Genomic DNA, 26,880 nt, shown 5'->3' with positions numbered 1-26,880 from the left:
CTGTACTGCCAGCCTTGCGGCTGCCTTGCTTTTTCGTCTGCCGCTGTGTCAGCAGCAGAGAAACGAGATTATGAAGACGTTTTTTTACGCTGTCAAGTCAGTTTGTTTCGCTGCCGTTTTCGATCGACGCACTACCCTTCGACCTAGACCCCAAAGCCGCGCATCGCGCCAAACTCCAGAACCACTTCGCCAGCCACGTTTTTCGTAAAACCCCACGAAAAACACAGACTTAACTCAACCCTCTTCACTTCGTCTCGCTGCCGCTTGGGCAACAGAGGGACGAGATTATGAAGAAGCTTTTACAGCGTGTCAAGCCGGCTCGCTCGACACCGAATTCCAATCGACGCCCCGCTCTTCGATCTGGGTTCCTGCGCCGCGCATCGCGCCAAGCTTCCGAACCCCTTCGGCGCCCGCCTCGTAAACCCTCCGCGAGACACGCACTGACCTGACTACTCTTCACTACCCTGCTTTACCCCGGCCGCCGCTGCGTTGTCGCTACTGCGTAAAACGTTTCAACCGCCGAGCCAGAAACTATAGCACAGGGTTTTCACGGTGTGCAAATTGGCCAGACTTTGTTGTTGGCGCAAGGCGCGGGACAGGGCGACCGCGGCGCAACGTTGGCAACGATGGATGAGGCAGATTACCAGTGATGCGCATCGAGCCCGATGCGCGTACACCGTGCCCGGTGTCCGGCCGCCTGTTCCCGCAGATGGTCGGGTGCGCCAATGTCCTTAAGCATCCTGTCGTCCATATTGAGGATCTCGCCTTCTGCCTGTGCCGTCCAGGCGGCTGTCTGCGTGCCGCGCAGCCAGGCAGCCAGGCGATGCCACATGCCCGATCGGACGGGTGCAACCTGAGACTCGCTGCCAGCGAGGGACGGCGCTGTAGTGTGGAGGTCGGGGGACATGATGGTCTCCGAGTCGATTTATGGTCAGCATATCCGCCCATAATCTCTTGGAAAATCGATATGTTTTGGCCACAACGGTCGGTTATCCTTACCAATATGAGCCGACTTCCACTGAATACCCTACCTGTGTTTCGCTGCGTGGCCGAGCTACAGAACCTGCGGGCGGCGGCAACAGTACTGCATCTGACACATAGCGCGGTCAGCCAGCAGATCCGTACGTTGGAGACTCAACTGGGCTTTCAACTGTTTGATCGGCTCGGGCGCGGCGTGGTGCTCAATGCCGCTGGGCAGGCGCTGCTGCGCAGCGTGGGCCCAGCGCTGGCCATGCTGGAGGACGGCATGCACGCGGCCACGGCGGCAGCCAACGGGGAGCAACAGCGGCTGCGCGTGACGGTGCTGCCTTCTTTCGCGCAACGCTGGCTGCTGCCGCGCATGGGCAGCTGGCGGGCGCGGCATCCTCACCTGGCGCTGGAGATCGAGGCCTCGCAGAACCTGGTGGACCTGCCGCGCGCGGGGCTGCACGCCGCCCTGCGCTATGGCCGCGGGCCCTGGCCCGGACTGGAATCCGAGCCGTTGCTGGAGGCGCCGCTGTCATGGGCCGTGGTGGGCTCGCCCGCCGCCGCGCAACGGTTACGGAACGCCTCGCCGCAAGACCTTACCCGAGAGCCACTGCTGGGAGACCGGGACGCGTGGCAGGCATGGTTCCAGACAGCCGGCGTGCATACGCGCGTGACGCCGGTGGCGGTGTTCAATGACGCCGGCCTGTTGCTGCAGGCCGCTGAACAGGAGCTCGGACTGGCGCTGACCCGCGAACTGTTGGCCGCCGACGCGCTTGCCGATCGCCGCCTGGAACGCATCTCGCCGCTGTCCATCGCGTACGAAGATACGCAGACGTATCACCTGGCCTATCGGCCGGAGTTGCGGGACTGGCCGCCGCTGCTTGCGCTGCGCGCATGGCTGCGGGACGAGCTGCGGGCCGCGCAGGCCCGCGTCACGCGGGATGAGCCGGCGGCGTAGATTCGGTGAGTTTGGCTGGGATCGACTGCGTCGGCGGCATCGACTGGGTCAGCCGTGTCGGCTGCATCGGCTTTGTCGGTTATGTCGGTTATGTCGGCTGTGTCGGCTGTGTCGGTTATGTCGGCTGCATTGGCTGGCTTGATCGAGGCGGCTGGATCGCTATTCAGCTTATTTCGGCTGGTTCGCCGACTCGTCGATTCGCTGACCCACTGCTCCATTGACTAGCCGATTCGCCAACTCGCTGATCCGCTAGCTGGTCGATTCGCCGACGCGTCAATTTGTGGCGATTCATTGCCTCGCTGATTCAGCTGACTCGGATGCCCCGTCGATCGCACGTCAATCGAGCCACGACGACGTCGGATGGCTCACGCGGGCTGCGCAGCCAGGTGGACCTTGCCCAGTGATCCCAGCAGGTCGGTTTGCGAGACCACGCCCGTCACCCGGCCCTCGGCATCGACGATCATGACGGCGTGGGTGCGGCCGTCCGCCAACGCGGGCAGCAGCGCGGCCGCGGGCTGGCGGGGCTCGGCCGTGCGGGCCGGCGCCAGCACCTCGGCCACCGTGGCGGCCGGATGCACGAGGTCGCGCAGGCCCACGGTGCCCAGCAGATGGCCGTCGGCGTCCATCACCGGCAGCGTGCGCACATCGTGGCGCAGCAGCAAGGCCTGGGCTTCCCGCGGGGTGGCCGTGGGCGGCACCGAGATGACGTCGCGGGACATGATGTCCTCGCACAGCAGGTTGGCGTGCGTGCGCAGCAAGGCCTGCTGCTCGATCTCGCGCAGCAGGCGCTGCAGGTCCTGGGGATCGATGTCGAAGGTCTCGCCCAGGCTGTCCAGCGCGGCGTCCAGGTCTTCCTGGCGCGGGCCCGCGCGCAGCGTGGCCGGCGGATCGGAGGTGCCGTGCGGGTTGGCCGGCGGCGGCGCGGCGTGAGGATAGGAACGTTTGGCCAATCTGTGGAACAGGATTCCCAGGCAGACCAGGATGCACGAGTTCAGCGCGACCGGGACCAGCGGAAACAGCGCGCCCCACTTAGCCACGACTGGGCCGCCCAGCGCGACGGTCAGCGCTGCGGCGCCCCCGGGCGGATGCAGGCAGCGCGCGATGGACATCGCGGCGATGGCGAAGCCGACGGCGGCGCCCGCGGCCAGCATGGGGTGCGGAATGATGTGACTCATGCCGTAGCCGATGAAGGCCGACAGCGTATTGCCGCCGATGATGGACCAGGGCTGGGCCAGCGGACTGGCGGGCACCGCGAACAGCAGCACGGCCGAAGCGCCCATGGGCGCCACTAGCAGCGGTAGTTGCGGATCGTTGCCCAGCATCAGGCCGCACAGCAGGCCCGTCAATCCGATGGCGACCAGGGCGCCGAAGCACGAGACCAAGCGCTCGCGCCACGTGGCGCCGGCAAGCATGGGCCGCAGCAGGCGCAGCCGGGACGGCCGTGCCGAAGAGGAGTCGGATGAATGAGTCATGACGCCGCGGGATTATTGTTGATCGCACGGGTATATGCAAATAACGGAAACGGCGGGCGGATGCCGACGAATGGGCCTGCGCGCGTACTGTCCCACTGCATGAAAAAGCCGCTCGGTAGATCGGCGGGATGTTCGCAATGGCAATGCAGAACACACATCCGAAAAACATGCCGTGGTTCGATTGCGAATGAGATGAGATGGGGTGGCACGTACCGTTTCGGCCTTCGCGTGGCACCGCGACTGTCACGCCGATGCAATAGGTCGATGCGGTAATACCGGCGCTTGCAACCTTTAAGCGAATAGACAGCAATGCGGCCCTCCGCGCATCGCGCGTCTTGCATCCACCTCATACCGGACATCTCCATGGACCGCAGAAAATTCCTCAAATGGGGCAGCTTCCTCACCGTTTCCGTTGCCACGACAGGCCTGGCCGGCTGCGGTGGCAGCGATGACGACGACGACAACGGCAATGGCAGCGACGGCGGCGACACCGGCGGCCAGACGCCGCCGCCTACTGGCGGTCCGATTTCCTACAGTTTCCCGCAAGGCGTGGCCTCGGGCGATCCGCGTCCGGACAGCATCGTTCTGTGGACGCGCGTCGAGGGCGATGCCGGCAACGCCGTGCCGGTGCGGGTGGAACTGGCCTACGACGAGGCCTTCACTCGGAAGGTGAACCTGAGCGATGCCACCATCAGCGCCGAGCCGGACTGGGACCACACCGTTCGCCACAAGGTCACCCGGCTTCAGGCGGGAACGACCTACTACTACCGCTTCACCGCGGGCGAGGCCGTCAGCACCGTGGGCCGCACGCGCACCGCGCCGGCCGAGGGCGCGTCGGTGAACGAACTGCGCTTTGCGTTCATCTCCTGTCAGGACTGGAGCGTGAACCATTGGGCCGCCTTCGACGAGCTGGCGAAGGAAGACCTGGACTTCATCGTGCACCTGGGCGACTACGTGTACGAGACCGTGGACGCAGCCTTCCAGACGGGCGTGGTGGAAAGCGCCCACGGCGCGCTGACGCTGCCGGACGGCACGCTGCGCGAGGACGGCGCGACCTACGCCACCACGCTGGCCGACTATCGCACGCTGTATCGCAGCTATCGCTCGGACCCGCGCCTGCAGGCGCTGCACGCGCGTTTTCCCATGGTCGCGATCTGGGACGACCACGAGTTCTCGGACGATTGCTGGCAGGATCACCAGACGTACGACGCGGGCGACGACGACACGCCGCGCACCGCGCGCCGCCGCAGCGCCAACCAGGCATGGTTCGAGTTCATGCCGGCCGACGTCAGCCTGGACCTGGGCAATCCGTCGTTCAACAACATCCAGATCTATCGCGCGTTCCGCTTCGGCACGCTGGCCACGCTGGTGATGACGGACCAGCGTCTATACCGAGCGGATCACGTCATCCCCGAGGCCATGGTCGGCAGCGAGATCGGCAGCCGGTATTTCGTGCCCAAGTCCGGCCTGGCGGCCATGGAAGCGGGCAAGATGGCCGCGGCCGGCGGCGCGCTGACGCCCGTGTCCGTGCTGGGCGACACGCAGCGCGACTGGTGGAAGCGCCAGATGCGCGACAGCGCCACGACGTGGAAGCTTTGGGGCAACGAAGTGTCCCTGCTGCGCATGCAGTTCAACGGCACGCAGGCCGTGGCCGCGCTGCTGGGCCAGGGCCTGGCCGCCGCGCAGCCCGGCCTGGCGCCGCTGACCGGGCAGATGATCGTGGCGCTGGTGCAGGACCTGGCCGCCGCCGACAAGAGCGGCGCGCAGCCCGTGACTGCCTATCCCAACCTGGCCGCGCTGCTCGATGCGCAGGCCGGCATCGCGCCCGCCGCCTTTGCCGCCGGCATCAAGCCCGCGCTGGACGCGCAATTGCCGCCCTCGCTGCTGCTGGACGAATACCTGCTGAACGCCGACCAGTGGGACGGCTTCAATGCCGAGCGCAAGGACATGATGGCGCATCTGCGCGACAACGCCATCGACAACGTCGTGGCCCTGACCGGCGACATCCACGCGTTCTTCGCGGGCTCTGTGATGGACGACTACGACGCGGCCACACCGCGGCGCGTCATGGTTGACCTGGTGACCGCCGGGGTGTCCAGCAATTCGTTCTTCAGCTACTTCAAGAACGTGGTCGACACCAATCCGGTGTTCGCCGCGGCAAAGCCGCTGATCTATTCGGAAGCGGGCGGCGTGGTCACCAATGCGTTCAACGACACGCTGCGCCAGTTCAACGGCAGCTGGATGGACGTGGCCGATACGGATGCGCAGGGCTACGCGGTGGTGTCGCTGAGCGAGGACGGCCTGGTGTGCACGTTCAAGACGATGAAACGGCTGGACGGGGACAAGGCGCCGGCCTCGCCCGCCGTGGCCAGCGAGCGGGTGCTGCGCGTGCTGCCGGGCAATCCGCGCGTGGTCATGCCGGTTTGATCGCGTCCCGCAAAGGGCCGCGGGGCCGGCCGCGTCCGCGTGCATCCGAAGACGTTGACGCTTTACGGATGCAGGCCGGGTGCGGGCGGCCTTTTTTCCATCCACGCGTCCGGGGCACCTGCAGACGTCGAAGCGTCAGGGACGCGCGCCGGTCGCGGGCAGCTTTTTCCTGTCCGCCGCGTCCGGTTCCGACCGGCGGGACGGCGCGCAGGCGCGGCGGCAGGTTCCTACGGAACATGGCGGTGGCTCGTTGAAGGAGACGCAACGGTCGCCCGGGCCGAGCCGGCGGCCCAGTGCAGGGCGGGCCGCCGTTGGCGCGCTCGGCGTCGACCGGCGGCCTTGCCTTCCGGATTTACAGGAATTGACGAAACTCCGATGGTGCATACCGCAGACGCTCGCGAGCCTGGATACAGGGACGTAACAACCGCCGGAACAGCGCCCTTCCGCACCCTTTTCCCGCGACAGATTTTGTCGCACCCGCCCTGGGCAGAATTGCTATGCTGCCGGGTCGAAAATGCCCTGGCCGTGTGCGCATGAAGTCCAAGAATTTACTTTCCCCTATCCGCCTGCGCGGCTGGATGCTGTGTTGCCTGCTGGCGCTGGCTGCCCTCGTCTCGGGCGGCGCCGTCCAGGCACAGCCCGACAATGCCGCGGATGCGGACACCAAGCTGTCCCAGGCGCGCGAACGGATCGACGCGATCCGCAAGGGCCTGGATGGCAAGCCGGCCGACGCCGACCTGGACAAGTGGCGCGGCGACGTGCAGCAGGTGCAATCGCAGGCGGATGCCCTGGCCGATGCGCTGGCCCCCAGGCTGGCCGACGTGACGGCGCGGCTGAGCCAGCTGGGCCCGGTGCCGGAGGACGTGAAGGAAGCGCCCGACGTGGCCGAGCAGCGTCGCCAGCTGGAGAAATCCAACAGCAGCATCGATGCGCAGGTGAAGCTGGCGCGGCTGCTGTCCGTCGAGGCCAGCCAGACCGGCGAGCGCATCTCGGCCATGCGGCGCACGCAGTTCCAGGAAAGGCTGGGCGAGCGGCGCGGCACGTTCCTGTCGGGCCGTTTCTGGGGCGAACTGCGCAACGAAACACCGCGCGACCTGCGCCGCGTGGGCGACCTCGGGCGCGACCTGCTGGCCGGCATGGCGCAGACGCCGGCCTGGGCCTGGGTCGCGCTGGCCGCCTTGCTGGCCGTGCTGCTGGCCATTCGACGCTGGCTGCGCGAGCTGCTGCTGAAGCTGACCAGCACGCGCGTGCCGCCCGGCCGCCTGCGCCGCTCGTTCCTGGCGGCGGCGCTGGCGCTGCTGGGGGCCGCCGTGCCCGCCGCGGTGGCGGGCCTGATCAGCGTCGGCCTGACCTGGAGCGGTTCGCTGGATGACGACATCCAGTCGCTGCTGGGCGACATGGTGGGCATCGTGGGCCTGGCGGGCTACATCGCGGGCCTGGGCTACGCGCTGCTGTCGGCCAGCCGGCCGTCGTGGCGCCTGCTGCCGCTGCCCGACAACGTGGCCGAGGGGCTGCGCTGGCTGCCTGGCAGCCTGGCGATCCTGGCGGTGGCGATGTGGCTGTCGCAGCGGCTACCCGGCTTGCTGAACATCAGCCTGACCTCCACGATCGCGCTGAACAGCCTGGCCGCCCTGGTGCTGGGCGGCGTGCTGGCCGCGGCGCTGATGCGCGGCGAACGGCTGCGGCGCGCAGCCGCCATCGCCGCGGCGACTGCCTCGGCGGATACCAGCGCCGACGCCGGCCAACCCGCGCCTCCGCGCCCGTTCTGGATGGGCATCGTCGTCAACCTGGTCTGGCTGGCGCTGATCGTCAGCCTGGGCAGCATCCTGATCGGCTACGCCGCCTTCGGCACGTTCATGGTCGGCCAGGGCTTGTGGGCCCTGATCGTGGTGTCGTCGGCGTACCTGGCGTCCGTCCTGCTGGAGGACGGCTTCACCACGGTGCTGGCCGGCCGCCACGTGGACGAGAAGACGCCGCAGTCGCAGCTGCGCCAGCAGGCCGCCGTGCTGCTGTCGGGCGCCAGCCGCATCACGGTGCTGCTGGTGGCGGTGGTGCTGCTGGCCAGCCCGTTCGGCGAAGGCCCCACGGAACTGATGCATCGCCTGGGGCTCTTGCACCGCGGCCTGCAGATCGGCGAGATCCAGCTGCGACCGGGTTCGCTGCTGCAGGCGCTGGCATCGCTGGTGCTGGGCGTCCTGGCCGTGCGCGTGCTCAAGCGCTGGCTGACCGACCGCTACCTGCCCACCACGAATTTCGATCCCGGCATGCAGACCTCGGCGGCCACGCTGTTCGGCTACGCGGGCATCGTGTTCGCCGTGTCGCTGTCGCTATCCGTGCTGGGCCTGGGCCTGGAGCGCGTGGCGTGGATCGCGTCGGCGCTGTCGGTGGGCATCGGTTTCGGCCTGCAGGCGGTGGTGCAGAACTTCGTCTCGGGCCTGATCCTGCTGGCCGAGCGCCCCGTGCGCGTGGGCGACTGGGTGTCGCTGGGAGGGATCGAAGGCGACATCCAGCGCATCAACGTGCGCGCCACGGAAATCCAGATGGCGGATCGCTCCACGGTGATCGTGCCGAACTCGGAGTTCATCACCAAGACCGTGCGCAACGTCACGCACTCGAATCCGCTGGGCCGCGTGCAGATCCGCCTGCCGATGCCGCTGGGCACGCATCCGGCCGAAGTGCGCGAGCTGATCCTGTCCGCCTTCGCCGAGCGCGAGGAGATCCTGGAGACGCCGGCGGCGGACGTGTACCTGGACGGCATCGAGGCCGATCGCCTGATGTTCAACGCGGTGGGCTACGTCAGCTCGCCGCGCGCGGCCTACGTGACGCGCAGCAAGCTGCTGTTCGAGATCCTGCGGCGACTGGCCGAAGCCAAGCTGGAGATGGCGCCCCAGGCCACGATGCTGCTGCGCGAGGCGGCGGCGCAGCACGAACCCGTTGCGCCTCCGGAAGGCACGGCCGTGGCGCCCCCGCCGCGGGATGCGCCGATGCCCGAAGGCCCGCCGCCGCCCAAGCCCGCCTAATTCCGGGTCTCAGCCGAAGCGCGGTTTAAGCATGTTGGTCAGCGCGCGTTCCGCGATGGGGCGCGACAGGCCGAAGCCCTGCCCCAGCGTGCAGCCCAGGCCGCGCAGCACTTCGGCCTGTTCCTCGTGCTCGATGCCTTCGGCGGTGACCTCGATCTTCAGGGCGCGGGCCATGCCGATGACGGCGGTGACGATGGCCAGGCTACGCGCGTCGTCGGGCAGGTTGCGCACGAACGAGCGATCGATCTTCAGGCGATCGACCGGGTATCGCGCCAGATAGCCCAGGGACGAGAAGCCGGTGCCGAAGTCGTCCAGCACCAGGCCCACGCCCATGGCGTGCAGGCGCTGCAGGGTGGCTTCGATCTCCTTGCCGCCCTCCATCAGCACGCCTTCCGTGATCTCGAGTTCGAGCAGTTCGGGCGCCAGTTCGGTGCGCACCAATACGTCGACGACCTCGTCGGCGAAGTCGGGTCGGCGGAACTGCACCGGCGACACGTTGACCGCCACGCGCGGCGGGTTCTCGTAGCGGGTCTGCAGCATGCGACCGAAGCGGCAGGCGGATTCCAGCACCCACGAGCCCAGCACTTCGATCAGGCCCGCGGTTTCGGCTACCGGGATGAATTCGGCCGGACTGACCTGGCCACGCGCCGGATGACGCCAGCGCACCAGCGCCTCGGCCACGCGCATGCGACCGTCCATCAAGTCGAATTCCGGCTGGTAGTCGAGGTACAGGCCGCGCGCATTGACCGCGGCGGCCAGGTCGCTGGCCAGCGCCCAGCGATCGCTGAGCGCGCTTTCCATGCGCGGCTCGAAGCTGCGCAGGTTGTTGCCGCCGGCCTGCCGCGCATGCGACAGCGCCAGGTGCGCGCGCCGGATGAGGTCGTGGGCACAGGCGGTTTCGCCGCCGCCCTCGTGCTCGTACAGGCCCGCGCTGGCGCGCGGATAGGCCATGCGGCCGTTGACCTGCAGGGGCTCGCTGACGCGCTTGAGCATGGCCTGGGCCGTGGGCAGGGCCGGATCGCCGCTGTCCAGCACCATCAGGAATTCGCCCGCGCCCAGGTGGGACACCACGCCGTCGTAGCCGCTGAAGGTACGCAACCGATCGGCCACGGCCAGCACCGCGCTTTCCCATTCGGGCAGGCCGCTGGCGCGCGGCAGGGTCCCGATGTCGTCCAGGCCCAGCGACATCACGGCCACGGGCCGCCGGCGCAACAGCAGGGCCAGGCGCTCTTCGAACAGGAACAGGTTGGGCAGCCGGGTGGCGGTGTCGTGGTGCGAGGCGTACCAGGCGTTGCGGCTTTCATTGGCGCGGCCGGAGACGTCCATGGTGACGCCGACGTATCGCCGCCGGCCGTTCTGGCGCAGCGGCGAGATGGCCTGCAGCACGGTACGGCGCGCGCGGTCGCCGCACTGGTAGACGCATTCCTGCTCGAAATGGCGGTCGGCCGCCAGGGCCTTGAGCCAGCTTTGCGGTCCGCCCATGCCGGTCTCGGGCGAATTGGGATCGAGCAGGGACAGGAAGGAGCGCTTGCCGACCAGGTCGGGAATGGCCTGGCCGGTGAGATCGGCATAGGCCTGGTTGGCGTAGCAGAGCGTGCCGTCGGGCTCGCATTCGAACAGGCCACACGCCGCTCGGGACAACAGATTCTCGTAATCCACGAACGTCTCCATCACTGCGCGGCTCCGGACTTGTCGATTCGACGGAAACTATACCGAATCGATCTTCGAGCGCCAAGACGTTGTTGCAAGAATGCCTGATTTTGTCGGCAGGATAACCTCAAATCCGCGAAGTACCACAACACCGCAGTGTTTTCCGCCGGCCTGCCCTAGGCCTGCGGCACCGCGCGCCGCGTCGCGACGCGGCCTGCGTACAGGTTCAGCGCCAGCCCGCCCAGCACCAGTGCCGCGGCATACAGCTTCCAGCCGGGCAAGGCCTCGGCCAGCAGCCACGCCGAGGACAGCATGCCCACCACCGGCACCAGCAGCGCCGTGGGCGTGACGGTGGACGCGGGATGGCGGGACAGCAGCCAGTTCCATGCGCCGAAGGCGAACGTGGTGTTGCCCAGCCCCTGCCACAGCACGGACAGCCAGCCGTTGATCGAGGCCTGCGACATGGCCTGGGCGATGGCGGCGGGCCCCTCGACCAGCAGGCTGGCCGCCAGCACCGGCACCGTGCCGTACAGCGAACTCCAGGTGGTGAGCGCCAGCATGTTGACCTTGCCCGCCGTGCGCACCAACGTGTTGGCGCATGCCCAGCAGAACGCCGCGCACAGCACCATGGCCAGGCCGGCCAGCGTGACGGCCGCGCGCGGATCGATGATGCTGTGCCAGCCCACCACCGCGAAGCCGGCGACGGCCAGCAGCAAGGCGACGACCTGCAGCCTGCGCAGGCGCTCGCCGCTGATCAGCATGGACAGCAGGATGGTGAAGAAGACCTGCGCCTGCACCACCAGCGACGCCAGGCCCGGCGAGATGTCGTGCCGCATCGCCCAGTACAGCAGCCCGAACTGCCCGACGCTCAGCAGGGTGCCGATGGCGGCCATGCGCGTCCATGGCACGGCGGGCCGCGCCATGAGGAACACCCAGGGCAGCGCCGAGAACAGGAACCTCAGGGCCGAGAAGAGGAACGACGGGAATTCGTCCAGCCCCCACTTGATGACGACGAAATTCGTACCCCAGACGAAGACGACGGACAGCGCCAGCAGCAGGTGGGAGAATGGCATGGAGCGTTACGGCGCGGGATGCGCCGCACCCTCCCCGACCACGGTCGTCCAGGCGCGCACGCGCCAGTGCGTGACCAGGCCTTCGCGCACGTAGGGGTCGGCCGCGGCGAAGGCCTCGGCGGCGGCCGGGCTGTCGCCCTGGAACAGCAGCACCGCGCCATCCGTGGGATCGGCCAGCGCCCCGGCCAGCACGAGCTCGCCGCGCTGCGCGGCCTGGCGGGCCAGGGTGAGGTGTTCTTCGCGCCAGGCCGCGCGGCGCACCACGTAATCGGGCACCACGTCGTAGAAAAGCAGGAAATGCATGATGTCACTCCTAGGCCGCGACGGCCTTTCCAGGCGCACCATCATATACGCAAGATGGTCGCGCGGCCGGGCCGCATGCGCCATACTGGCGCATTGTCCGCGCCGTTCCGGGCGCGGCCCCCACCGGAGACAGAAATGATCCAGGAAATCGCCAGCATCCGCGTGCTCGCCGGCCAGGAAGCCGACTTCGAGGCGGGCGTGGCAAAGGCCAAGCCGCTGTTCCTGCGGGCCCGTGGCTGCCACGGCATGCAGCTCTACCGCAGCATCGAGAACCCGCAGAGGTACACCCTGGTGGTGGACTGGGAAACGGTGGACAACCACATGGTGGACTTCCGCCAGTCGGATGATTTCCAGGAATGGCGCAAGCTGGTGGGTCCGTATTTCGAGGCGCCGCCGGACGTGCACCACGAGCAGCAGGTGCTGTAGGAAGACGGGCGCGGGGGCGCGGCCTGCGCGAACGGGCCGATGCAACGGCCCAATCCACCGGACCGATGCAACAGCCCGATCCAACAGCCAGATCCAAGCCGGGCCCGATGGGCCGCGACCTACAATGGCGCGGTCCTTCCCATCCGTTCACCGCGCTCCGGCCCTGTTCCGGGGCCCATCGCGAGACAATCCGTGCAGCATCCTTCTCATCCCGCCCGCGGCACGCGCGGCATGGCGACCGCCCCCAACGCCCTGGCCTCGCAAAGCGCGCTGGCCGTCCTGCGCGAAGGCGGCAACGCCGTCGAGGCGATGATCGCGGCCGCGGCCACCATCGCCGCGGTCTATCCCCACATGAACGGTCTGGGCGGCGACGGCTTCTGGCTGATCAGCCGGCCAGGCCACGCGCCGATGGGGCTGGAGGCCTGCGGCGCGGCGGCAGGCGGGGCCAGCATCGACTCCTACCGCGCGCGCGGGCTGGACAGCATTCCGTTCCGGGGCGGACTGGCAGCCAATACGGTGGCCGGCACCGTGTCCGGCTGGGATGCGGCCTATACCTGGTCGCGGCAGGAACTGCGCGGCCGCATGCCGGTGGCGCGCCTGCTGGAAGACGCCATCGCCTACGCACGCGACGGCATTCCGGTGTCGCGCAGCCTGTCGGCCTGCATCGCGGCCAAGCGCGAGGAGCTGGCCGACGTGCCCGGTTTCGCGCGGACCTTCCTGCCCGACGGCGCCGTACCCGCAACCGGCAGCCGCTTCCGGCAGCCCCGCCTGGCGGCCACGCTGCAGCAGCTGGCGATGCAGGGCCTGGACGATTTCTACCAGGGCGACCTGGCGCACCGCATCGCGCAGGACCTGCAGGAAGCGGGCAGCCCGATCAGGCTGTCCGACCTGCAGACGCACCAGGCGGTCTGGAAAACGCCGCTGGCGCTGACGCATACGCTGGGCACGGTCTACAACATGCCGCCGCCCACCCAGGGCCTGGTGTCGCTGCTGATCCTGGGCCAGCTCGATCGCCTGCTGGACGACGGCATGGACCCGCTGGGCGCGCCGTTCGTGCATGCCTGCGTCGAGGCCACCAAGCAGGCCTTCGCCATCCGCGACCGCGACATCACCGATCCGGCCTACATGAGCATCGATCCGCAGCAACTGCTGCAGGCCGAGCGGCTGGACGAGATGGCCGCGCGCATCAAGCCCGGCATGGCCGGCGCGTGGGCGGGCGGCAAGGGCCCCGGCGACACGGTGTGGATGGGCGTGATCGACGGCAACGGCGTGGCGGTCAGTTTCATCCAGAGCATCTACCACGAGTTCGGCAGCGGCGTGGTGCTGGAAAACACCGGCATCCAGTGGCAGAACCGCGGCTGCGGCTTCTCGCTGGATCCGCAATCGCGCAATCCGCTGATGCCGCGCCGCAAGCCCTTCCATACGCTGAACCCCGCGCTGGCCCGCTTCAGCGATGGCCGCACGATGGTGTACGGCAACATGGGCGGCGATGGGCAGCCGCAGTCGCAGGCCGCGGTGTTCAACCGCATCGCGCGCTTCGGCATGAACCCGCAGGCGGCCATCGACGCGCCGCGCTGGCTGCTGGGCCGCACCTGGGGCAACAGCAGCGAGACGCTGAAGCTGGAATCGCGGTTCGCGCCGGACACCATCGACACCCTGCGCGCGCTGGGCCATCCGGTGGAAGTGCTGCAGGCCTACGACGAGACCATGGGCCATGCCGGCGCCATCGTGCGGCACGCCGACGGCCTGCTGGAAGGCGGCAACGATCCGCGCAGCGACGGCGCGGCGGTGGGCTGGTAGGCGGAATTCAGCGCCGCACGCTTGCCGCGCGGGTTTGCGCCCGCAGGGTACGCACCCGGCGTCCGGCCAGCTGGTAGCCACCCCACACGCGGAAGGCCCGCGAGTACAGGACCAGCCACATGAGCAAGGCGCCCAGCATGGTCAGGGTAGGAAAGATCCAGAACAGGCCTGCATGGATCGCCAGCAGCGTGACGGCCGCCGCCACCAGCAGCATGGCCTGCGTGAGGCGGCGCAGGCCATCCAGCGCATGACTGGAGGCGCGCGCGGCGCCGACGATGCCGGCCACCGCCGCGAGGGCGGCCACGACGTTCACCAGCATGATCAGCAGCACCCGCGCCGCCGCCTCGCCGGACGGGCGGGGCAGCACCTGCAGGATGACCACGTCGATGCCTGTCAAGGCCAGCGAACACGCCAGCAGCCAGACCAGCGGCGCCCACATGCCCGGCAGGCGGGGATAGGGGTCGTTAGGCGGGAACAACTCGCGCACGGGGCGGGGAATGGCATCCAGGCCGCCGCCCGCGTCCGCGCGCACGTCCGCCTCGAAGTGGCGACAGTGGGCAATGAGAGCATCCAGGCTGGCAGGCGCGTCGAGGATCGTCGGCATGGGCAGCCGCGGCGGTGCGCGGTGCAGTCGCAATCCGCCTATGCTAGCGCGATACGGCTCAGCGGCTCAGCACCGACTGCAGCACCATGCCGGTGGCCATGCCGATCAGGAAGTAGTCGGGGCCGACGTTGATCCAGTGCGCGCCATGGGGCGGCGGGGCCAGGTGGCGCGCGCCGTAGTCGACCACCACGTACTGGCCGCCTCGGTACGGGGCGGGAACGTACTCGCCGCGCGACCAGCGATGGTGATGACGCGGCGGCGCGTAGTGGCGCGGCGCCTGGTGGTAATGCTTCTCGACCACCACGCGCGGCGGCGGGCCGCGGCGGTCATGGCGGTCACCGCGCCATTCATGGCGGCCGCGATCGTGGTCGCGGCGATCCTTGCCGTGATGCTTGTCGCGATGTTCGTGACGGCCGCGGTCGTGGCCGCGGTGATCGTCCGCGTGGGCCAGCCCACTGACGCCCAGCAGCGAGCAGCTCAACATGACTGCAATCAAGCGCTTGTACATGGCACGTCCTTACTCCGTTTAGGGAGATTTCAGTATAAGGATCGTGTCAGGAAGTGGAAGGGGCGCGAAATCGGCTGAAACCAGCCCCTCGCCGCAGCAACAATTGGGAATCAGACCGTACCGAGACGTGTACGCGCGGCCAGGGCCACCGCCACCGTGGTGTGCACGTCGGCCAGCGCGCGGTGGGTGGGCGCGCTGACGCCCAGGTGCTGCGCCAGGACGCCCAGCTTGTGCGAGGCCAGCTCGGGCCAGGCCTTGCGCGCCAGCGCCAGCGTGCAGTGCGTGGGATTGGCGAAGGGCATGCCCGTGGTCTCGGCCGCCGCCAGCAGGAAGCGGCGGTCGAACGAGGCATTGTGGAAGAACACGGGCACGTCGTCCACGAAATCGAGGAATGCCCCGAACGCCTCGCGCATCGGGATGCCGTGCCGGTCGACCTCGGCCTGCGAGATGCCGGTCAGGCGCGAGATGAACGGCGGCACGCGCGACCGCACGCGCACCACCTGGGTGTACTCGCGTTCGACGCCGCCATCCAGGCCGACGCGCACGGCCGCGAACTCCAGGATCTCGCATGACGCGGTCGACAGGCCGGTAGTTTCCAGGTCGGCGACCGCGAAGGCGCCGCCCAGGGCGCTCAGCGCGGCGGTGGCCTGGCGCGCCGCCGGGGCCGGCCGCGCGGGCAGCCGGGCGGGCGCCAACGCCGGGTCGGATGCCACGGACGAATACGGGTCGGCATAGGCGCCGGCGTAGGGATTCGGCGTGGAATAGCGGCGGCGGAAATAGGCCATGCGGGGCGGGTCGGAAGACAACGGATCCCGCGATTGTAGGCGGTCGCGTGCACGGGATGCGCGTCGACCGCGGCGGCCAGGCGCGCCGGCGGGATTGCACCCGCGCACCGCCGATGCCGCCGATCCGAGCGCGGCCCCGCCGTGCGGCCCTGCCTACTTGCCATCCAGCTCCGGGTAATAGCGGAAGATGCCGTCGCCGAACGGCAGCCGGCGGTCGCTTGAGAAGTAGTCCTGCAGCGCAGGCAGATTGGCCACGCGCGCGTGCAGCGCCATCACCTTGGGATAGCGCGAGGACAGCGACACCATGCGCTTGGGAAACGCGTACAGCAGGCCGTCCACCAGATGGAACAGGGACAAGTCCGCATAGCTCCAGCGCTCGCCGCCCGCCAGCCAGTCGGCCTGCGCGCGTTCCAGCACGCGCTCGAAGTAGGCCAGGAATTTCGGGATGCGCTCGGTGCGGAAATTCTCGGCGCGGCGCGCGGCCTCTTCCCGCTGGTCCTCGTAGTAGTCGCTGGCCGCGATGGGATGGTGCGTGTCGTGCGCCTCGGCCACCATGTCGGCGATGGTCAGCTGCAGCTGGTTGACCCAGTAGCGGCCCTCGACGGACTCCGGCGCCAGCCCGTGCTTCTCGCCCAGGTACAGCAGGATGTTGGCGGTCTGGCCCAGGGTCAATTCGCCCGCTTCCATGTAGGGCGGCGCGAACGGGGGATGCCTGCGGTCGGATTGCATGTCATCGGCCACGGTCTGCGGCGTGGCGCCCGGCTCGCGCGCGCATTCGCGGTAGTCGATGCCGGCTGCCTCCAGGGCGAGGCGGACGAATTCACCGCGGCCGGGGATGCCGTCCCAGTACCAAAGCTTGTAGGTCATGCAGTGCTCCTGTTTCCATCCGCTTCCTGAAGCCGGCCGCGGCCTGCGAGGTCGACAGCAAGTATCGCTCCCAGGGCTCGGACAGCCGTTCCCGTCCTGGATTTTTGTCGAATATCGTGTCGACAAATTTGTATTCATTTATACCGACAGGGTGAATGCAAATGATAAATCTGTCCTAAAGGAATCGCGCACAAGGTCTACAGTTTCGGGTGCATATCGCCAGCCCAGAAAGACTCATGACCCACCCCTTACGCAACCATCAAGCAGGCTCCCGCATCGTCGTCGAATCGGTCAGCCAGGTATTCGGCGTCGGCAAGAAGCGCGGGGCCGACGCCCCGCGGACGTTCACGGCGCTGCAGGACGTCTCGCTGACGGTCGAGGCTGGCGAATTCCTTGTGATCGTCGGTCCCAGCGGCTGCGGCAAGTCGACGTTGCTGGACCTGCTGGGCGGACTGGCGCGGCCCAGCGCGGGCCGTGTCCTGCTCGATGGCAAACCCATCGTGGGACCGGGCCTGGACCGCGGCATCGTGTTCCAGCAATACGCGTTGATGCCATGGCGCACCGCGCGCGCCAACGTCGAGTTCGGCCTGGAGTCGCTGCGCGGCGTCACGCGCGCCGAACGTGCGGAGCGCGCGCGCGAATGCCTGGCCCTGGTGGGGCTGACGGGGTTCGAGGACCACTATCCGCACCAGTTGTCCGGCGGCATGAAGCAGCGCGTGGCCATCGCCCGCAGCCTGGCCTACCAACCGGGCGTGCTGCTGATGGACGAACCCTTCGCCGCGCTGGACGCCCAGACGCGCGAACAGCTGCAGGACGAGCTGCTGCGCATCTGGCGCACCACCGGCAAGACCATCGTGTTCATCACCCACGGGATCGACGAGGCCGTCTATCTCGGCCAGCGCGTGGCCGTGATGAGCTCTCGTCCCGGCCGCATCAAGTGCATCGTCGACATCGAGTCCGACTGGCGCGACGACGAGGACGACGACGTCCGCGCCAGCGAGGCTTTCGTGCGCGACCGGCACAAGGTCTGGACGCTGCTGCGCGACGAGATGAGCCGGGCGCGCGAAGACGCCTTGGCGCCTGCCTGACGCCGCCTTCCGGCGCGACCTTCCATTTCTTCTTGCCCCTGCCCCAGTCATGCCTGCATCGATCGCCCGTTCGCTTTCCCCCCCTTCCCCGGTAGACGTCCGCTCGCCGCTGGGTTTCGTTCTGAACGCCTTGAAACGCGTGATCGCCATCGCGTTGCTGCTCATCCTGTGGGAGGCCGCGCCGCGCGCCGGCCTGGTCAGCGCCGCATTCCTGCCGCCCTTCTCGAAAGTCGCCCTGGCCTGGATCGACATGCTGCAGGACGGCACGACCCTCGCCAACCTGACGGCCAGCGTGGTGCGTTCGGCCACGGGCTTCGGACTGGCGCTGCTGGTCGGCGTGCCGCTGGGTCTGCTGATCGGCTGGTACAAGGGCGCGGGCGACGTGCTGAATCCGCTGATCGAGGTATTCCGCAACACGGCCACGCTGGCGTTGCTGCCCGTGTTCATCCTGCTGCTTGGCATCGGCGAGACCTCGAAGATCGCCATCGTGTTCTATGCATGCACCTGGGCAATTCTGCTGAACACCATCAGCGGTGTGCGCAGTGTCGATCCCCTGCTGATCAAGTCGGCCAAATCGATGGGGCTGGGCCCGCTGCGCCTGTTCCAGAAGGTGGTGCTGCCCGCCTCCGTTCCCACGATATTCACGGGCATCCGCCTGGCCGGCGCCACGTCCATCCTGGTGCTGGTCGCCGCGGAAATGGTCGGCGCCAACGCGGGCCTGGGCTACTACATCACCTACGCCCAGAACAATTTCCAGATCGCCCGCATGTACGCCGGCATTCTGTCCGTATCGATGCTGGGCCTGGCCATCAACTACGCGCTGGTGTCGCTGGAACGGCATTTCTCCGCCTGGAAGCAATGAGCGCCACGTATCCCATGTCCGACTCCTCCCTGCACCTGAACCTGCTGATCGCCGGCGCCGGCCATCATCCCGCCGCCTGGCGCCTGGGCACGCGCGCCTACGATCCGGTATCCCTGTCCTACTACGCCGATCTGGCCCGCACCGCGGAACAAGGCAAGTTCGACGCCATCACGCTGCTGGACGACCGCGGCATGGACGACGGCGTCGCGGCCACGCCGCATCGCCTGCGGCTCGAGCCGCTGACGGTGCTGGGCGCACTGGCCGCGTTGACGCAGCGCATCGGCCTCATCGCCGAGGTGCCCACGCAGCACAACCAGCCCTACAACACGGCGCGGCGTCTGGCCTCGCTGGATCACGCCAGCAACGGCCGCGCCGGCTGGCTGGCCGCGGACGAGGAAGCGCCCGACGTGGCCGCGCGTTTCGACCAGGACGGCGATCCGCAGGCGTGGGCGCGCAGCGCCGAGTACGCGACCGTGCTGCGCCGCCTGTGGGACAGCTGGGGCGACGGCGCCCGCATCGCCGACAAGGCCGCGGGCAACTACGTGCGCACCGACCTGATCCAACCCATCGACCATGAAGGCCGCGCGTTCCGCGTGGCCGGCCCCATCGACATCCCGCGTCCGCCCCAGGGGCACGTGCCGGTCATGCGCCAGGGCGATCCGGAAGGCCCCGGCGCCGACGATTGCGAGGTGTTCATCAACCGTCCCGCGGACCTCGAACAGGCGCGCCGGCAGCGCAGGCACCTGCAGGGCCTGCGCAACCGTCCGCAGGCATGGCCGGTGGTCAGCGTGGTCTGCTCGCCCAGCGACAGCCAGCGCGCCCGGCTGCTGGACGCCCTGGCCGCGCACGCCAGCCCGCACTGGCCGCCGGCCTGGCCCGTCATCGCCGGCCATCCGGCGCAGGTCGCGGACGCGCTGCTGCACTGGCGCGACAGCGGCGCCGCAGATGGATTCAGCCTGGCGCTGCCCGTGACCGCCGACGGCCTGGAAGACGTCGTCCAGTACCTGGTTCCGGAGCTGCAGCACCGCGGCGCGCTGCGCCGCGACTACGGCGGCGGCACGCTACGGGCGCACGCCGGCCTGCCGCGCCCCGCCGGGCGCGCCGCCGCGACGCCTGCCGCCTGAGCCGCGCACGCCCTCCCGGCCCATCCGAACACAGGACAGAACATGCCCACCCAAAGCCGCCAACTCATCCTCGGCGCGGAATTCCACCAATCCGGCGATCACGAGGGGGGCTGGCGCATGCCGGCCGCCCAGCCCTGGCGCGGCACCGATCTTTCTTACTACCAGGCCCTGAGCCGCGTGGCGGAACGCGGCAAGATGGACTTCGTGTTCTTCGCCGATTTCCTGGCCTACACGCCGCGCATCCGCCAGAGTGTGCGCTGGGAGTTGGAGCCCCTGACGCTGCTGGCCGGCATCGCCGCCGCGACCCGGCACATCGGCCTGGTGGCCACCGGATCGACGCTGTACAACGAGCCCTACAACCTGGCGCGCAGCTTCGCCACCCTGGACCACATCAGCGGCGGCCGCGCGGCCTGGAACATCGTCACCACCGGCGAGCCGGCCACGGCGAAGGACTTCGGCCACGCCAGCGTGGTTCCGCACGGCGAACGCTACGCGCACGCCCACGAGTACGTGCACCTCATCACGTCGCTGTGGGACGGCTGGCAGGACGATGCCGTGACGGCGGATGCCGCCCGGGGCGCCTATGCCGAGCCGTCGCGCATCCACGCGCTGGCACACGACAGCGACCACCATCGCCTGCACGGCGCGCTGAACCTGCCGCGCACGCCGCAGGGCCGGCCCGTGCTGGTGCAGGCGGGCTCGTCGGAAGACGGCAGGAACTTCGCCGCCAACCATTCCGAACTGGTGTTCACCGCGCAGCCCACGCTGGACTATGCGCAGGCCTTCTACAGCGATCTGCGCACGCGCGCGGCGGGGTTCGGCCGCGATCCGGATTCGCTCAAGGTGATACCCGGCCTGTTGACGGTGATCGGCTCGACCGATGAAGAGGCCGCGAGGCTGCGCGAGCAACTGGACGACCTGCTGGTGCCCTCCGTCTACGCCACGCTGCTGGGCAGCTACGGCATCGACCTGTCCAAGCACGACCTGGACGATCCGCTGCCCGAGAAGCTGGGGGACATCAGCGACTTCGAAGGCATCAAGAGCCGCCTGGCGATCATCGAGCACCTGGTGCGTCACTGGAACGAGAAGCTCACCATCCGGCAACTGGTGCGCCGCCTGGCGGGCAGCCGCGGCCACCTGGCCGTGGTCGGCACGCCAGAGCGCATCGCAGCCACGATGGCCGAGTGGTTCGAACAGCGCGGCGCCGACGGTTTCATCATCAAGTCCTCGCACCTGCCCGGCGGCATCCAGGACTTCGTCGACCAGGTGGTGCCCCTGCTGCAAGAGGCCGGCATCTACCGCCGCGACTACGCGGGCCGCACCTTGCGCGACCACCTGGGCCTGGCCCGGCCCTCCCTTTCCCCACGCACATAGGCAAGACCCATGACGCTAAAAAAACGCTTCACGCTGCTGCTCTTCACGCTGCTGCCCTTGGCCGCCGGCCATGCCGCATCCACGGGCGACCTGGAAGTCGACACCATCCGCTACCAGAGCTTCAGCGGCGGACAGGTCGTCTACGCGGAGCTGGCCGACGCGCTGGGCTATCTGGCGCCGCTGAAGCTCAACCGCCTGGGCATCGTCACGGGCGGCCCCGCGGACATCCAGGCCACGGCCACGGACCAGGTGGACTTCGGCCAGTCGTTCAACGGCGCCATTCTGAACGCCTATGCGGCGGGCGCGCCGATCAAGGCCGTGATCGGCTACCACGGCTCCAACCAGGAGCACTACTACGGCGGCTGGGTGCTGGAAGACAGCCCCATCCGCAGCGCCGCCGACCTGCCGGGCAAGAAGGTGGGCGTGAACACGCTGGGCGCGGCCGCGCAGGCCTACGTCGACGAGTACCTGAAGCGCGGCCAGCTAAGCGCGGCCGACCAGAAGCGCGTCACGCTGGTGCCGATCCCGCCGCCCAATGCCGAACAGGCACTGCGCCAGAAGCAGCTGGACGTGGCCATCATGAACGGCGGCTTCCAGCAACTGGCGCAGGACCGCGGCGGCCTGCGCAAGCTGTTCAGCGACTACGACCTGTTCGGCGAATACACCTTCGCCAGCGTGGTGATGAACACGGACTTCCTGAAGAAGAATCCCAAGGCGTCGCGCCACTTCGTGGGCGCGCTGGCGCGCGCGATCGAATGGTCGCAGACGCAGCCGCGCGAGAAGGTGATCCAGGTCTATGGCGACTACCTGACCCGGATCGGCCGCGCCGACCAGGTGCCCGCCATCAAGCTGTGGGACACGCAGGCCGTGCACAACAAGGGCGGCGTCATCTCCAAGGACGAGTTCGGCCGCTGGGCGGAGTGGCTGACGACGCAAGGCCAGCTGAAGGCCGGCCTGAACGTCGAAGACGTCTACACCAACGACTACAACCCGTACGCCAAGTAATACGCGCGGCAAAGCGAAGGGGCCGCCGGCGGATGCCGGCGGCCCCTTTTCGTTGCGTGCGTCGTCAGGCTACAGGGTGTCGAGCGTCTGCCGCACCCGATCCGCCACGTGATGGCTCGCGCGGCTGAATGCCTCTTGCGTCAGGCCCGCCGTATGCGCGCTCAGCAGCAGGTTGGGCACGTCGGCCAGCCCCGCGTCGGCCGCCAGCGGTTCGTCGCCGAACACGTCGAGCAAGGCGCCGCCCAGCCGCCCGTCCCGCACCATGGCCACCACCGCGGACTCGTCCAGGATGCCGCCGCGGGCCGTGTTCAGCAGCACCGCGCCGGGCCTCAGCGTGGACAGCCGCGCCGCGTCCAGCATGCCGCGCGAACTGTCGTTCAGGGGGCAGTGCAGGCTGACGATGTCGCTGGTGCGCAGCAGATCGTCCAGGCTGGCCTGCCGCACGCCCGCCGCCGCGAAGGCACCGGCCTCCAGGGCCGGATCGCAGGCCTGCACGTGCAGGTCGAACGCCAGCGCGCGCGCCGCCACGCGGCGTCCGATGCGGCCCAATCCGATGATGCCCAGCGTGCGGCCGGCGATCTCGTTGTTGCCCGCTGGACTGCGCGGCCACTGCCCCCGCGCAACGTCGGCCGTGCGCCGCAATGCCGACTTGTGCAGCCACAACAGTGCGGCGAACGTGTGCTCGGCCACGGACACGTCGTTGGTGCCCACGGCCGCCTCGACCGGGATGCCGCGCGCGGCGCAGGCCGGCAGGTCGATGTTGTCCAGGCCCACTCCCAGCCGGCCCACCACCCGCAACGCGGGACAGCCGGCCAGCAACGCGGCGTCGACGCGCGTGCGGTTGCGCACGACCAGGGCGCGCGCGCCCCGCGCCAGCCGGACGATGGCCGCCGCGTCGGCATGCAGCTCCGGGTCGTAATGCACGCGGTAGCGCGCGGCCAGCGGCGCCAGCGCGGCCTCGTCCATGAATTCGGTGACCACGATGTCGTGCATGGCGGGCTCCTACGACGACGGCTCGAAGCGGCTGATGGCGGTCTCCTGCTGGCCGAGGATCTCGGCCGTGGTCAGCGTGCCCGACGCGGCATCCAGCACGATGTCGAACAGGATGTCGCCCGCGTCCTGCACGCTGAGCCCGGCGGTCAGGATCCCGGAGATGTCGCCGTCGACGTTGTCGGCGAAGTCGCGCGCGGTATGCGGGTTGGCGGTGATCTTCACCGAGGTCATGATGGGATTGCCCACGGGGTTGCCCACGCCGGTGGAGAACAGCGCGAGCTGCGCGCCGCCCGCGGCGAAGGCCGTCAGCGACTCGACCGCGGGCGCGGGCGTGTCCATGAAGCTCAGGCCCGGGCGCGTCGGCGGCTGGCCGTAGCTCAGCACTTCGACCAGCGGCGTGGAGCCGGACTTGGCGATGGCGCCCAGCGCCTTTTCCTCGATGGTGGTCAGGCCGCCCCGGATGTTGTCGGGCGCCGGGTTCACGCCCGTCAGGTCGACGCCGCGCGCCAGCGCCTCGGCTTCCAGCCTGCGCACGGCCTCGAGGAAGCGCTGGCCCACGGCGGGATCCGTGGCGCGCCGCGCGAACAGGTGTTCGCCGCCCAGGAACTCCAGGGTCTCGGAAATGATGACCTGCGCACCCGCCGCCACCAGGCGGTCCGCCGCGTGGCCGATGGCGGGGTTCGACGCCAGGCCCGAAGTCGTGTCCGAACCGCCGCACTCCAGCCCCACGCGCAGCCGCGACAAAGGTTGCGGGGTGCGGCGCAGGCGCGAGGCCTCGCGCACGTAGCGCGCCGCCAGGCGTGCGCCTTCGGCCACCGCGGTCAGCGTGCCGCCGACTTCCTGCACGACGACGCTGGATACCGGCTTGCCGCCGGCGCGGATGCGGTCGACCACCAGCTTGGTGCCCTTGGGCTCCAGGCCGATCACGACGATGGCGGCCAGGTTGGGATTGAGCGCCTGGCCCACCATGGTGTCGTAGGTGATCTGCAGGTCGCGCCCGTACTGGCCGCGCACGAACAGCGTGGTGATGGGCACCGTGCCATGCACCAGGGCGACGATCTGCCTGACGATGGGATTGGAGTTGTCCATCAGCGACAGCACGCCGACGTTGTTGCGCACGCCCACGCTGCCATCCGGACGCTCGAAGCCGAGGAAGGTATCGGCGCTCAATGGTGCACCTTCGTGCTGCGCACTCCGGTATTCGCCCTTGAGGCGGCTCGGCGGGCTCATGCCTCCACCTCGCCACGGTCGCCGCGCGCGCGCTCGGTCTGCAGGTTGTGGCTGTGCACGTGGTCGCCCTGCGCGATGTCGCGCGAAGCGCGGCCGATCACCTCGCCGTACTTCACGACGGCCTGGCCCGCGGCGATGGCCTCTAGCGCCACCTTGTGGCCGAACGCGATGCTGGCGCGCGCCTGCAGCGTCACGCCGCCGTCGCCCTGGATGCGGATGGCATCGTCGGCGTTCACGGGATCGCCGACGATGGTCGCGACGTTGTCGCTGGGGTCCAGCTGTATTGCCCTGCTCATCACTATGCTCCGTACGGAAAGGAAAGGTCCAGCCTGCGGCCGAGCGCCTGCAGGTCCGCGGCAAGGGCCGCCGAAAGAAAAATGCCGTCGCGCGCGGCGCGCAGCCGCGCGGCATGCGCGCCTTCGCCCGGCACGTGCGCGCTCGCGCCGCAGGCGGTGCGATAGGTGTCGAGCCACTGGGCCATGGTCTGCTCGTAGACGGCGCGGCCTGCGAATCCCGCCGGGTCGATCACGACGCCGTACGCGCCGGCGCCCGCGCCCGCGCTGGCCAGCCGATCCGCCTGCGATCCGGTCAAGGCGCTGGCCAGCACCTGCACCAGCATCGCCCAGGCCAGGCCCTTGTGGCCGGCCGCGGGCAGCACGGCGCCCGCCAGGCCCGCGGCGGGATCGTTGGTCGGCGCGCCCGTGGCGTCGATCGCCCAGCCGTCGGGCAGCGGCGTGCCTTCGCGCTGCGCCACCAGCAGATTGCCCCGCGCCACGTGGCTGGCGGCCATGTCGATCAGCAGGGGCGGGCCGTCGGGACGCGGCGCGGCGAAGGCGAAGGGGTTGTTGCCGATCGCCGGCCCGTGCGCGCCCACGCCCGCCATCACGGGCTGGGTGGATTGGCACAGGAAGGCCACGTAGCCCGCGCGCGCCGCGGACTCGACGTGCGTGCGCAGCGCGCCGAGATGGCCGACCGCGCTCAGCGTCACGGTGACGACAGGCTGTCGCGGGCCGACCTCGCGGCAGGCCAGGTCGATCGCACGCAGCGCGGCCAGCTGGCCCAGCATCCGATTGGCCCGCACCCGCAGCACGCCGGGCGGCGCCGGGTCGAAGTCCAGCCGCGCTTGGGGATTGAGGGCGCCGCTGCGCAACTGTTCGACATAGACCGGCAAGCGCGCGATGCCGTGCGTGGCAACGCCCATCTCGTCGGCCAGCAACAGGCGACCTGAGGCCTCGGCGGCATCCTGCGGCGCCAGGCCGGCATGCGCCAGGATCCGGGCGGCCCAGGCCACGAGGACGGAGACTTCGATGGCGGCGGTTTCACGCCGCGCCTGGTCGTGTCGGTGGTCCGCTTCCATGACCCCCCCGGTGACGCCCGCAAGGACAATCCGGGCATCGTAGGCAAGTGGCGCACGCCCGGCCACGACCGATTTCACATGTGCATATTGTAAATAATCATGTCGACAGAATTGTCGGCTTTTAGTCTGACATCGTGAACGGACGGCACGTGACGGAATTGGCTCTGGTAGAGTGGCGATTGCCCTGAACCCTGACGTCTTCCCATGTCCCGGCCCGCCTCGAAAAAAGCCAAGAACGCCGCCGTTCCGGCCAAGCGCAAGGAAATCAGCATCGACGAGATCCTGCGCGACCAGATCGCCACGCAGCGCATCCCGCCGGGCAGCAAATTGCGCGAAAGCGAGATCGCCGACCAGTTCGGCGTGTCGCGCGCGCTGGTGCGCGAAGCCTTCAGCATCCTGGCCCAGCGCGGGCTGATCGAGCGCATTCCCAACCGGGGCGCCATCGTCAACCGGCTGGACTACGAGCAGGTCGCCGAGATTTTTTCGGTGCGCGAAGCGCTGGAGGCCCTGTGCGCCCGCACCGCGGCCCTGCGCTCGCAACCGGGCGACTGGGACGAGTTCGTCGAACTGTTCGACGGCCCGATGGTGCAATACCTGAAGGACGGGGACTACGAGCAGTTCCAGATCGGCTACGAAAGCTTCCGCAGCCGCATCATCGAGGCGGCCGGCAACAAGCTGCTGCAGGACATGCTGGACAGCATCCGCGAGAAGATCATCTTCCTGTCCCGCCGCATCATCATCCTGCCGGGACGCGGCGAACAGGCGCTGCGCGAACACCGCGCCCTGCTCGAGGCGCTGCGGCAAGGCGACGCCGACCAGGCAGAGGCCCTGCGCAAAACCACCATGCGCAACGGCTGGCTGTGGTTCGAACGCTATAAAAGCTTCCTGATGTAGCCTGCGCGCCACACCGGCGCCCCATGCGGGACACGCTTTCGCCCATAAGTCTTATATAAGATATAAGACATTTGCCCCATCGCCCCGGTTGCCT

General features: G+C 68.9%; 24 protein-coding genes. 11 read left to right on the top strand and 13 right to left on the bottom strand.

Annotated features, from left to right (window positions below):
* Positions 1-640 precede the first annotated feature (640 nt).
* Positions 641-907, bottom strand: a complete 267-nt coding sequence (locus FS845_RS21550; RefSeq protein ID WP_144639159.1) for a hypothetical protein — start codon at positions 905-907, stop codon at positions 641-643.
* 84 nt (positions 908-991) lie between these two features.
* On the opposite strand from FS845_RS21550, the gene FS845_RS21545 reads away from it, so the two are divergent.
* Positions 992-1,924 carry a LysR substrate-binding domain-containing protein gene (locus FS845_RS21545; RefSeq protein ID WP_144639201.1) on the top strand — a complete coding sequence of 311 codons (933 nt, stop codon included), beginning with the start codon at positions 992-994 and terminating at the stop codon, positions 1,922-1,924.
* Positions 1,925-2,289: 365 nt separating this feature from the next.
* Here FS845_RS21545 and FS845_RS21535 read toward each other — a convergent pair whose 3' ends face one another.
* Positions 2,290-3,396 (bottom strand): HPP family protein, encoded by a 1,107-nt coding sequence (locus FS845_RS21535; RefSeq protein ID WP_144639156.1) that lies wholly within the window; start codon positions 3,394-3,396, stop codon positions 2,290-2,292.
* Positions 3,397-3,759: 363 nt separating this feature from the next.
* Between FS845_RS21535 and FS845_RS21530 the strand changes: the two genes are divergently transcribed.
* Together FS845_RS21530 and FS845_RS21525 are read left to right on the top strand one after the other, a co-directional pair.
* A complete protein-coding gene (locus tag FS845_RS21530; protein WP_144639154.1) occupies positions 3,760-5,823 on the top strand; it encodes an alkaline phosphatase D family protein in 2,064 nt (687 codons plus the stop codon).
* A gap of 533 nt (positions 5,824-6,356) precedes the next feature.
* Positions 6,357-8,843, top strand: a complete 2,487-nt coding sequence (locus FS845_RS21525) for a DUF3772 domain-containing protein (protein ID WP_260986387.1) — start codon at positions 6,357-6,359, stop codon at positions 8,841-8,843.
* A gap of 9 nt (positions 8,844-8,852) precedes the next feature.
* Here the strand turns inward: FS845_RS21525 and FS845_RS21520 are convergent, their stop codons facing one another.
* From FS845_RS21520 to FS845_RS21510, 3 genes are all read right to left on the bottom strand, one after another.
* Complete coding sequence (locus FS845_RS21520; RefSeq protein ID WP_186332367.1) at positions 8,853-10,502, bottom strand: EAL domain-containing protein; 1,650 nt, start codon at positions 10,500-10,502, stop codon at positions 8,853-8,855.
* A 167-nt stretch (positions 10,503-10,669) separates the two neighbouring features.
* The gene (locus tag FS845_RS21515; RefSeq protein ID WP_144639148.1) at positions 10,670-11,566 is read right to left on the bottom strand and encodes an EamA family transporter; all 897 of its coding nucleotides are present in this window, start codon (positions 11,564-11,566) and stop codon (positions 10,670-10,672) included.
* Positions 11,567-11,572: 6 nt separating this feature from the next.
* Positions 11,573-11,869 carry a YciI-like protein gene (locus tag FS845_RS21510; protein WP_144639146.1) on the bottom strand — a complete coding sequence of 99 codons (297 nt, stop codon included), beginning with the start codon at positions 11,867-11,869 and terminating at the stop codon, positions 11,573-11,575.
* A gap of 135 nt (positions 11,870-12,004) precedes the next feature.
* Here FS845_RS21510 and FS845_RS21505 point away from each other — a divergent pair, with 135 nt between their 5' ends.
* Together FS845_RS21505 and FS845_RS21500 are read left to right on the top strand one after the other, a co-directional pair.
* A complete protein-coding gene (locus tag FS845_RS21505; RefSeq protein ID WP_144639144.1) occupies positions 12,005-12,295 on the top strand; it encodes an antibiotic biosynthesis monooxygenase family protein in 291 nt (96 codons plus the stop codon).
* A 231-nt stretch (positions 12,296-12,526) separates the two neighbouring features.
* Entirely contained in the window at positions 12,527-14,095 is a 1,569-nt protein-coding gene (locus tag FS845_RS21500) for a gamma-glutamyltransferase family protein (RefSeq protein WP_144639199.1), read from the top strand.
* A gap of 7 nt (positions 14,096-14,102) precedes the next feature.
* Here FS845_RS21500 and FS845_RS21495 read toward each other — a convergent pair whose 3' ends face one another.
* The 4 genes from FS845_RS21495 to FS845_RS21480 all read right to left on the bottom strand — a co-directional run bounded on the left by FS845_RS21495 (position 14,103) and on the right by FS845_RS21480 (position 16,859).
* A complete protein-coding gene (locus FS845_RS21495) occupies positions 14,103-14,699 on the bottom strand; it encodes a hypothetical protein (protein WP_144639142.1) in 597 nt (198 codons plus the stop codon).
* 58 nt (positions 14,700-14,757) lie between these two features.
* Positions 14,758-15,207: an RcnB family protein gene (locus FS845_RS21490; RefSeq protein ID WP_144639140.1), complete on the bottom strand. Its 450-nt coding sequence runs from the start codon at positions 15,205-15,207 to the stop codon at positions 14,758-14,760.
* Between the two features lie 110 nt (positions 15,208-15,317).
* Positions 15,318-15,992: a PolC-type DNA polymerase III gene (locus tag FS845_RS21485; RefSeq protein ID WP_144639138.1), complete on the bottom strand. Its 675-nt coding sequence runs from the start codon at positions 15,990-15,992 to the stop codon at positions 15,318-15,320.
* A 153-nt stretch (positions 15,993-16,145) separates the two neighbouring features.
* Positions 16,146-16,859, bottom strand: a complete 714-nt coding sequence (locus FS845_RS21480) for a glutathione S-transferase family protein (RefSeq protein WP_144639136.1) — start codon at positions 16,857-16,859, stop codon at positions 16,146-16,148.
* A gap of 236 nt (positions 16,860-17,095) precedes the next feature.
* Between FS845_RS21480 and FS845_RS21475 the strand changes: the two genes are divergently transcribed.
* From FS845_RS21475 to FS845_RS21455, 5 genes are all read left to right on the top strand, one after another.
* Entirely contained in the window at positions 17,096-17,947 is an 852-nt protein-coding gene (locus tag FS845_RS21475) for an ABC transporter ATP-binding protein (protein WP_144639134.1), read from the top strand.
* A 139-nt stretch (positions 17,948-18,086) separates the two neighbouring features.
* The gene (locus tag FS845_RS21470) at positions 18,087-18,809 is read left to right on the top strand and encodes an ABC transporter permease (RefSeq protein WP_260986391.1); all 723 of its coding nucleotides are present in this window, start codon (positions 18,087-18,089) and stop codon (positions 18,807-18,809) included.
* A 14-nt stretch (positions 18,810-18,823) separates the two neighbouring features.
* Positions 18,824-19,933: an LLM class flavin-dependent oxidoreductase gene (locus FS845_RS21465; protein WP_186332366.1), complete on the top strand. Its 1,110-nt coding sequence runs from the start codon at positions 18,824-18,826 to the stop codon at positions 19,931-19,933.
* A 42-nt stretch (positions 19,934-19,975) separates the two neighbouring features.
* Positions 19,976-21,307 carry an LLM class flavin-dependent oxidoreductase gene (locus FS845_RS21460; RefSeq protein ID WP_144639128.1) on the top strand — a complete coding sequence of 444 codons (1,332 nt, stop codon included), beginning with the start codon at positions 19,976-19,978 and terminating at the stop codon, positions 21,305-21,307.
* Positions 21,308-21,316: 9 nt separating this feature from the next.
* On the top strand, positions 21,317-22,312 hold the full coding sequence (locus FS845_RS21455; protein ID WP_144639126.1) for an ABC transporter substrate-binding protein: 996 nt from the start codon (positions 21,317-21,319) through the stop codon (positions 22,310-22,312).
* 69 nt (positions 22,313-22,381) lie between these two features.
* Here the strand turns inward: FS845_RS21455 and FS845_RS21450 are convergent, their stop codons facing one another.
* From FS845_RS21450 to FS845_RS21435, 4 genes are read right to left on the bottom strand one after another with little or no spacing between them, the layout of a single operon-like run.
* Positions 22,382-23,305: a hydroxyacid dehydrogenase gene (locus FS845_RS21450; protein WP_144639125.1), complete on the bottom strand. Its 924-nt coding sequence runs from the start codon at positions 23,303-23,305 to the stop codon at positions 22,382-22,384.
* Positions 23,306-23,314: 9 nt separating this feature from the next.
* Positions 23,315-24,535 (bottom strand): UxaA family hydrolase, encoded by a 1,221-nt coding sequence (locus FS845_RS21445; RefSeq protein ID WP_144639123.1) that lies wholly within the window; start codon positions 24,533-24,535, stop codon positions 23,315-23,317.
* Positions 24,532-24,831, bottom strand: a complete 300-nt coding sequence (locus FS845_RS21440) for a UxaA family hydrolase (RefSeq protein ID WP_144639121.1) — start codon at positions 24,829-24,831, stop codon at positions 24,532-24,534. Before FS845_RS21440 ends, FS845_RS21445 begins: the two co-directional genes overlap by 4 nt.
* A 2-nt stretch (positions 24,832-24,833) precedes the next feature.
* Positions 24,834-25,892, bottom strand: coding sequence for an Ldh family oxidoreductase (locus FS845_RS21435; RefSeq protein ID WP_144639119.1), 1,059 nt, complete (start codon positions 25,890-25,892; stop codon positions 24,834-24,836).
* A 204-nt stretch (positions 25,893-26,096) separates the two neighbouring features.
* Between FS845_RS21435 and FS845_RS21430 the strand changes: the two genes are divergently transcribed.
* Positions 26,097-26,786: a GntR family transcriptional regulator gene (locus FS845_RS21430; RefSeq protein ID WP_144639117.1), complete on the top strand. Its 690-nt coding sequence runs from the start codon at positions 26,097-26,099 to the stop codon at positions 26,784-26,786.
* Positions 26,787-26,880 lie beyond the last annotated feature (94 nt).

This window comes from Bordetella genomosp. 13 (assembly GCF_007679965.1).
Classification (GTDB): Bacteria; Pseudomonadota; Gammaproteobacteria; order Burkholderiales; family Burkholderiaceae_B; genus Bordetella.
This window is presented reverse-complemented; position numbering and strand designations above follow the sequence as displayed.

What these genes read in the sequence shown, in the direction of transcription:
- FS845_RS21455 (WP_144639126.1), top strand. Translation starts at nt 21,317, where the DNA reads ATGACGCTAAAAAAACGCTTCACGCTGCTGCTCTTCACGCTGCTGCCC.
- FS845_RS21430 (WP_144639117.1), top strand. Translation starts at nt 26,097, where the DNA reads ATGTCCCGGCCCGCCTCGAAAAAAGCCAAGAACGCCGCCGTTCCGGCC.
- FS845_RS21480 (WP_144639136.1), bottom strand. Translation starts at nt 16,859, where the DNA reads ATGACCTACAAGCTTTGGTACTGGGACGGCATCCCCGGCCGCGGTGAA.
- FS845_RS21490 (WP_144639140.1), bottom strand. Translation starts at nt 15,207, where the DNA reads ATGTACAAGCGCTTGATTGCAGTCATGTTGAGCTGCTCGCTGCTGGGC.
- FS845_RS21500 (WP_144639199.1), top strand. Translation starts at nt 12,527, where the DNA reads ATGGCGACCGCCCCCAACGCCCTGGCCTCGCAAAGCGCGCTGGCCGTC.
- FS845_RS21440 (WP_144639121.1), bottom strand. Translation starts at nt 24,831, where the DNA reads ATGAGCAGGGCAATACAGCTGGACCCCAGCGACAACGTCGCGACCATC.
- FS845_RS21525 (WP_260986387.1), top strand. Translation starts at nt 6,357, where the DNA reads ATGAAGTCCAAGAATTTACTTTCCCCTATCCGCCTGCGCGGCTGGATG.
- FS845_RS21485 (WP_144639138.1), bottom strand. Translation starts at nt 15,992, where the DNA reads ATGGCCTATTTCCGCCGCCGCTATTCCACGCCGAATCCCTACGCCGGC.
- FS845_RS21445 (WP_144639123.1), bottom strand. Translation starts at nt 24,535, where the DNA reads ATGAGCCCGCCGAGCCGCCTCAAGGGCGAATACCGGAGTGCGCAGCAC.
- FS845_RS21515 (WP_144639148.1), bottom strand. Translation starts at nt 11,566, where the DNA reads ATGCCATTCTCCCACCTGCTGCTGGCGCTGTCCGTCGTCTTCGTCTGG.
- FS845_RS21530 (WP_144639154.1), top strand. Translation starts at nt 3,760, where the DNA reads ATGGACCGCAGAAAATTCCTCAAATGGGGCAGCTTCCTCACCGTTTCC.
- FS845_RS21495 (WP_144639142.1), bottom strand. Translation starts at nt 14,699, where the DNA reads ATGCCGACGATCCTCGACGCGCCTGCCAGCCTGGATGCTCTCATTGCC.
- FS845_RS21510 (WP_144639146.1), bottom strand. Translation starts at nt 11,869, where the DNA reads ATGCATTTCCTGCTTTTCTACGACGTGGTGCCCGATTACGTGGTGCGC.
- FS845_RS21460 (WP_144639128.1), top strand. Translation starts at nt 19,976, where the DNA reads ATGCCCACCCAAAGCCGCCAACTCATCCTCGGCGCGGAATTCCACCAA.
- FS845_RS21550 (WP_144639159.1), bottom strand. Translation starts at nt 907, where the DNA reads ATGTCCCCCGACCTCCACACTACAGCGCCGTCCCTCGCTGGCAGCGAG.
- FS845_RS21535 (WP_144639156.1), bottom strand. Translation starts at nt 3,396, where the DNA reads ATGACTCATTCATCCGACTCCTCTTCGGCACGGCCGTCCCGGCTGCGC.
- FS845_RS21450 (WP_144639125.1), bottom strand. Translation starts at nt 23,305, where the DNA reads ATGCACGACATCGTGGTCACCGAATTCATGGACGAGGCCGCGCTGGCG.
- FS845_RS21465 (WP_186332366.1), top strand. Translation starts at nt 18,824, where the DNA reads ATGTCCGACTCCTCCCTGCACCTGAACCTGCTGATCGCCGGCGCCGGC.
- FS845_RS21475 (WP_144639134.1), top strand. Translation starts at nt 17,096, where the DNA reads ATGACCCACCCCTTACGCAACCATCAAGCAGGCTCCCGCATCGTCGTC.
- FS845_RS21435 (WP_144639119.1), bottom strand. Translation starts at nt 25,892, where the DNA reads ATGGAAGCGGACCACCGACACGACCAGGCGCGGCGTGAAACCGCCGCC.
- FS845_RS21505 (WP_144639144.1), top strand. Translation starts at nt 12,005, where the DNA reads ATGATCCAGGAAATCGCCAGCATCCGCGTGCTCGCCGGCCAGGAAGCC.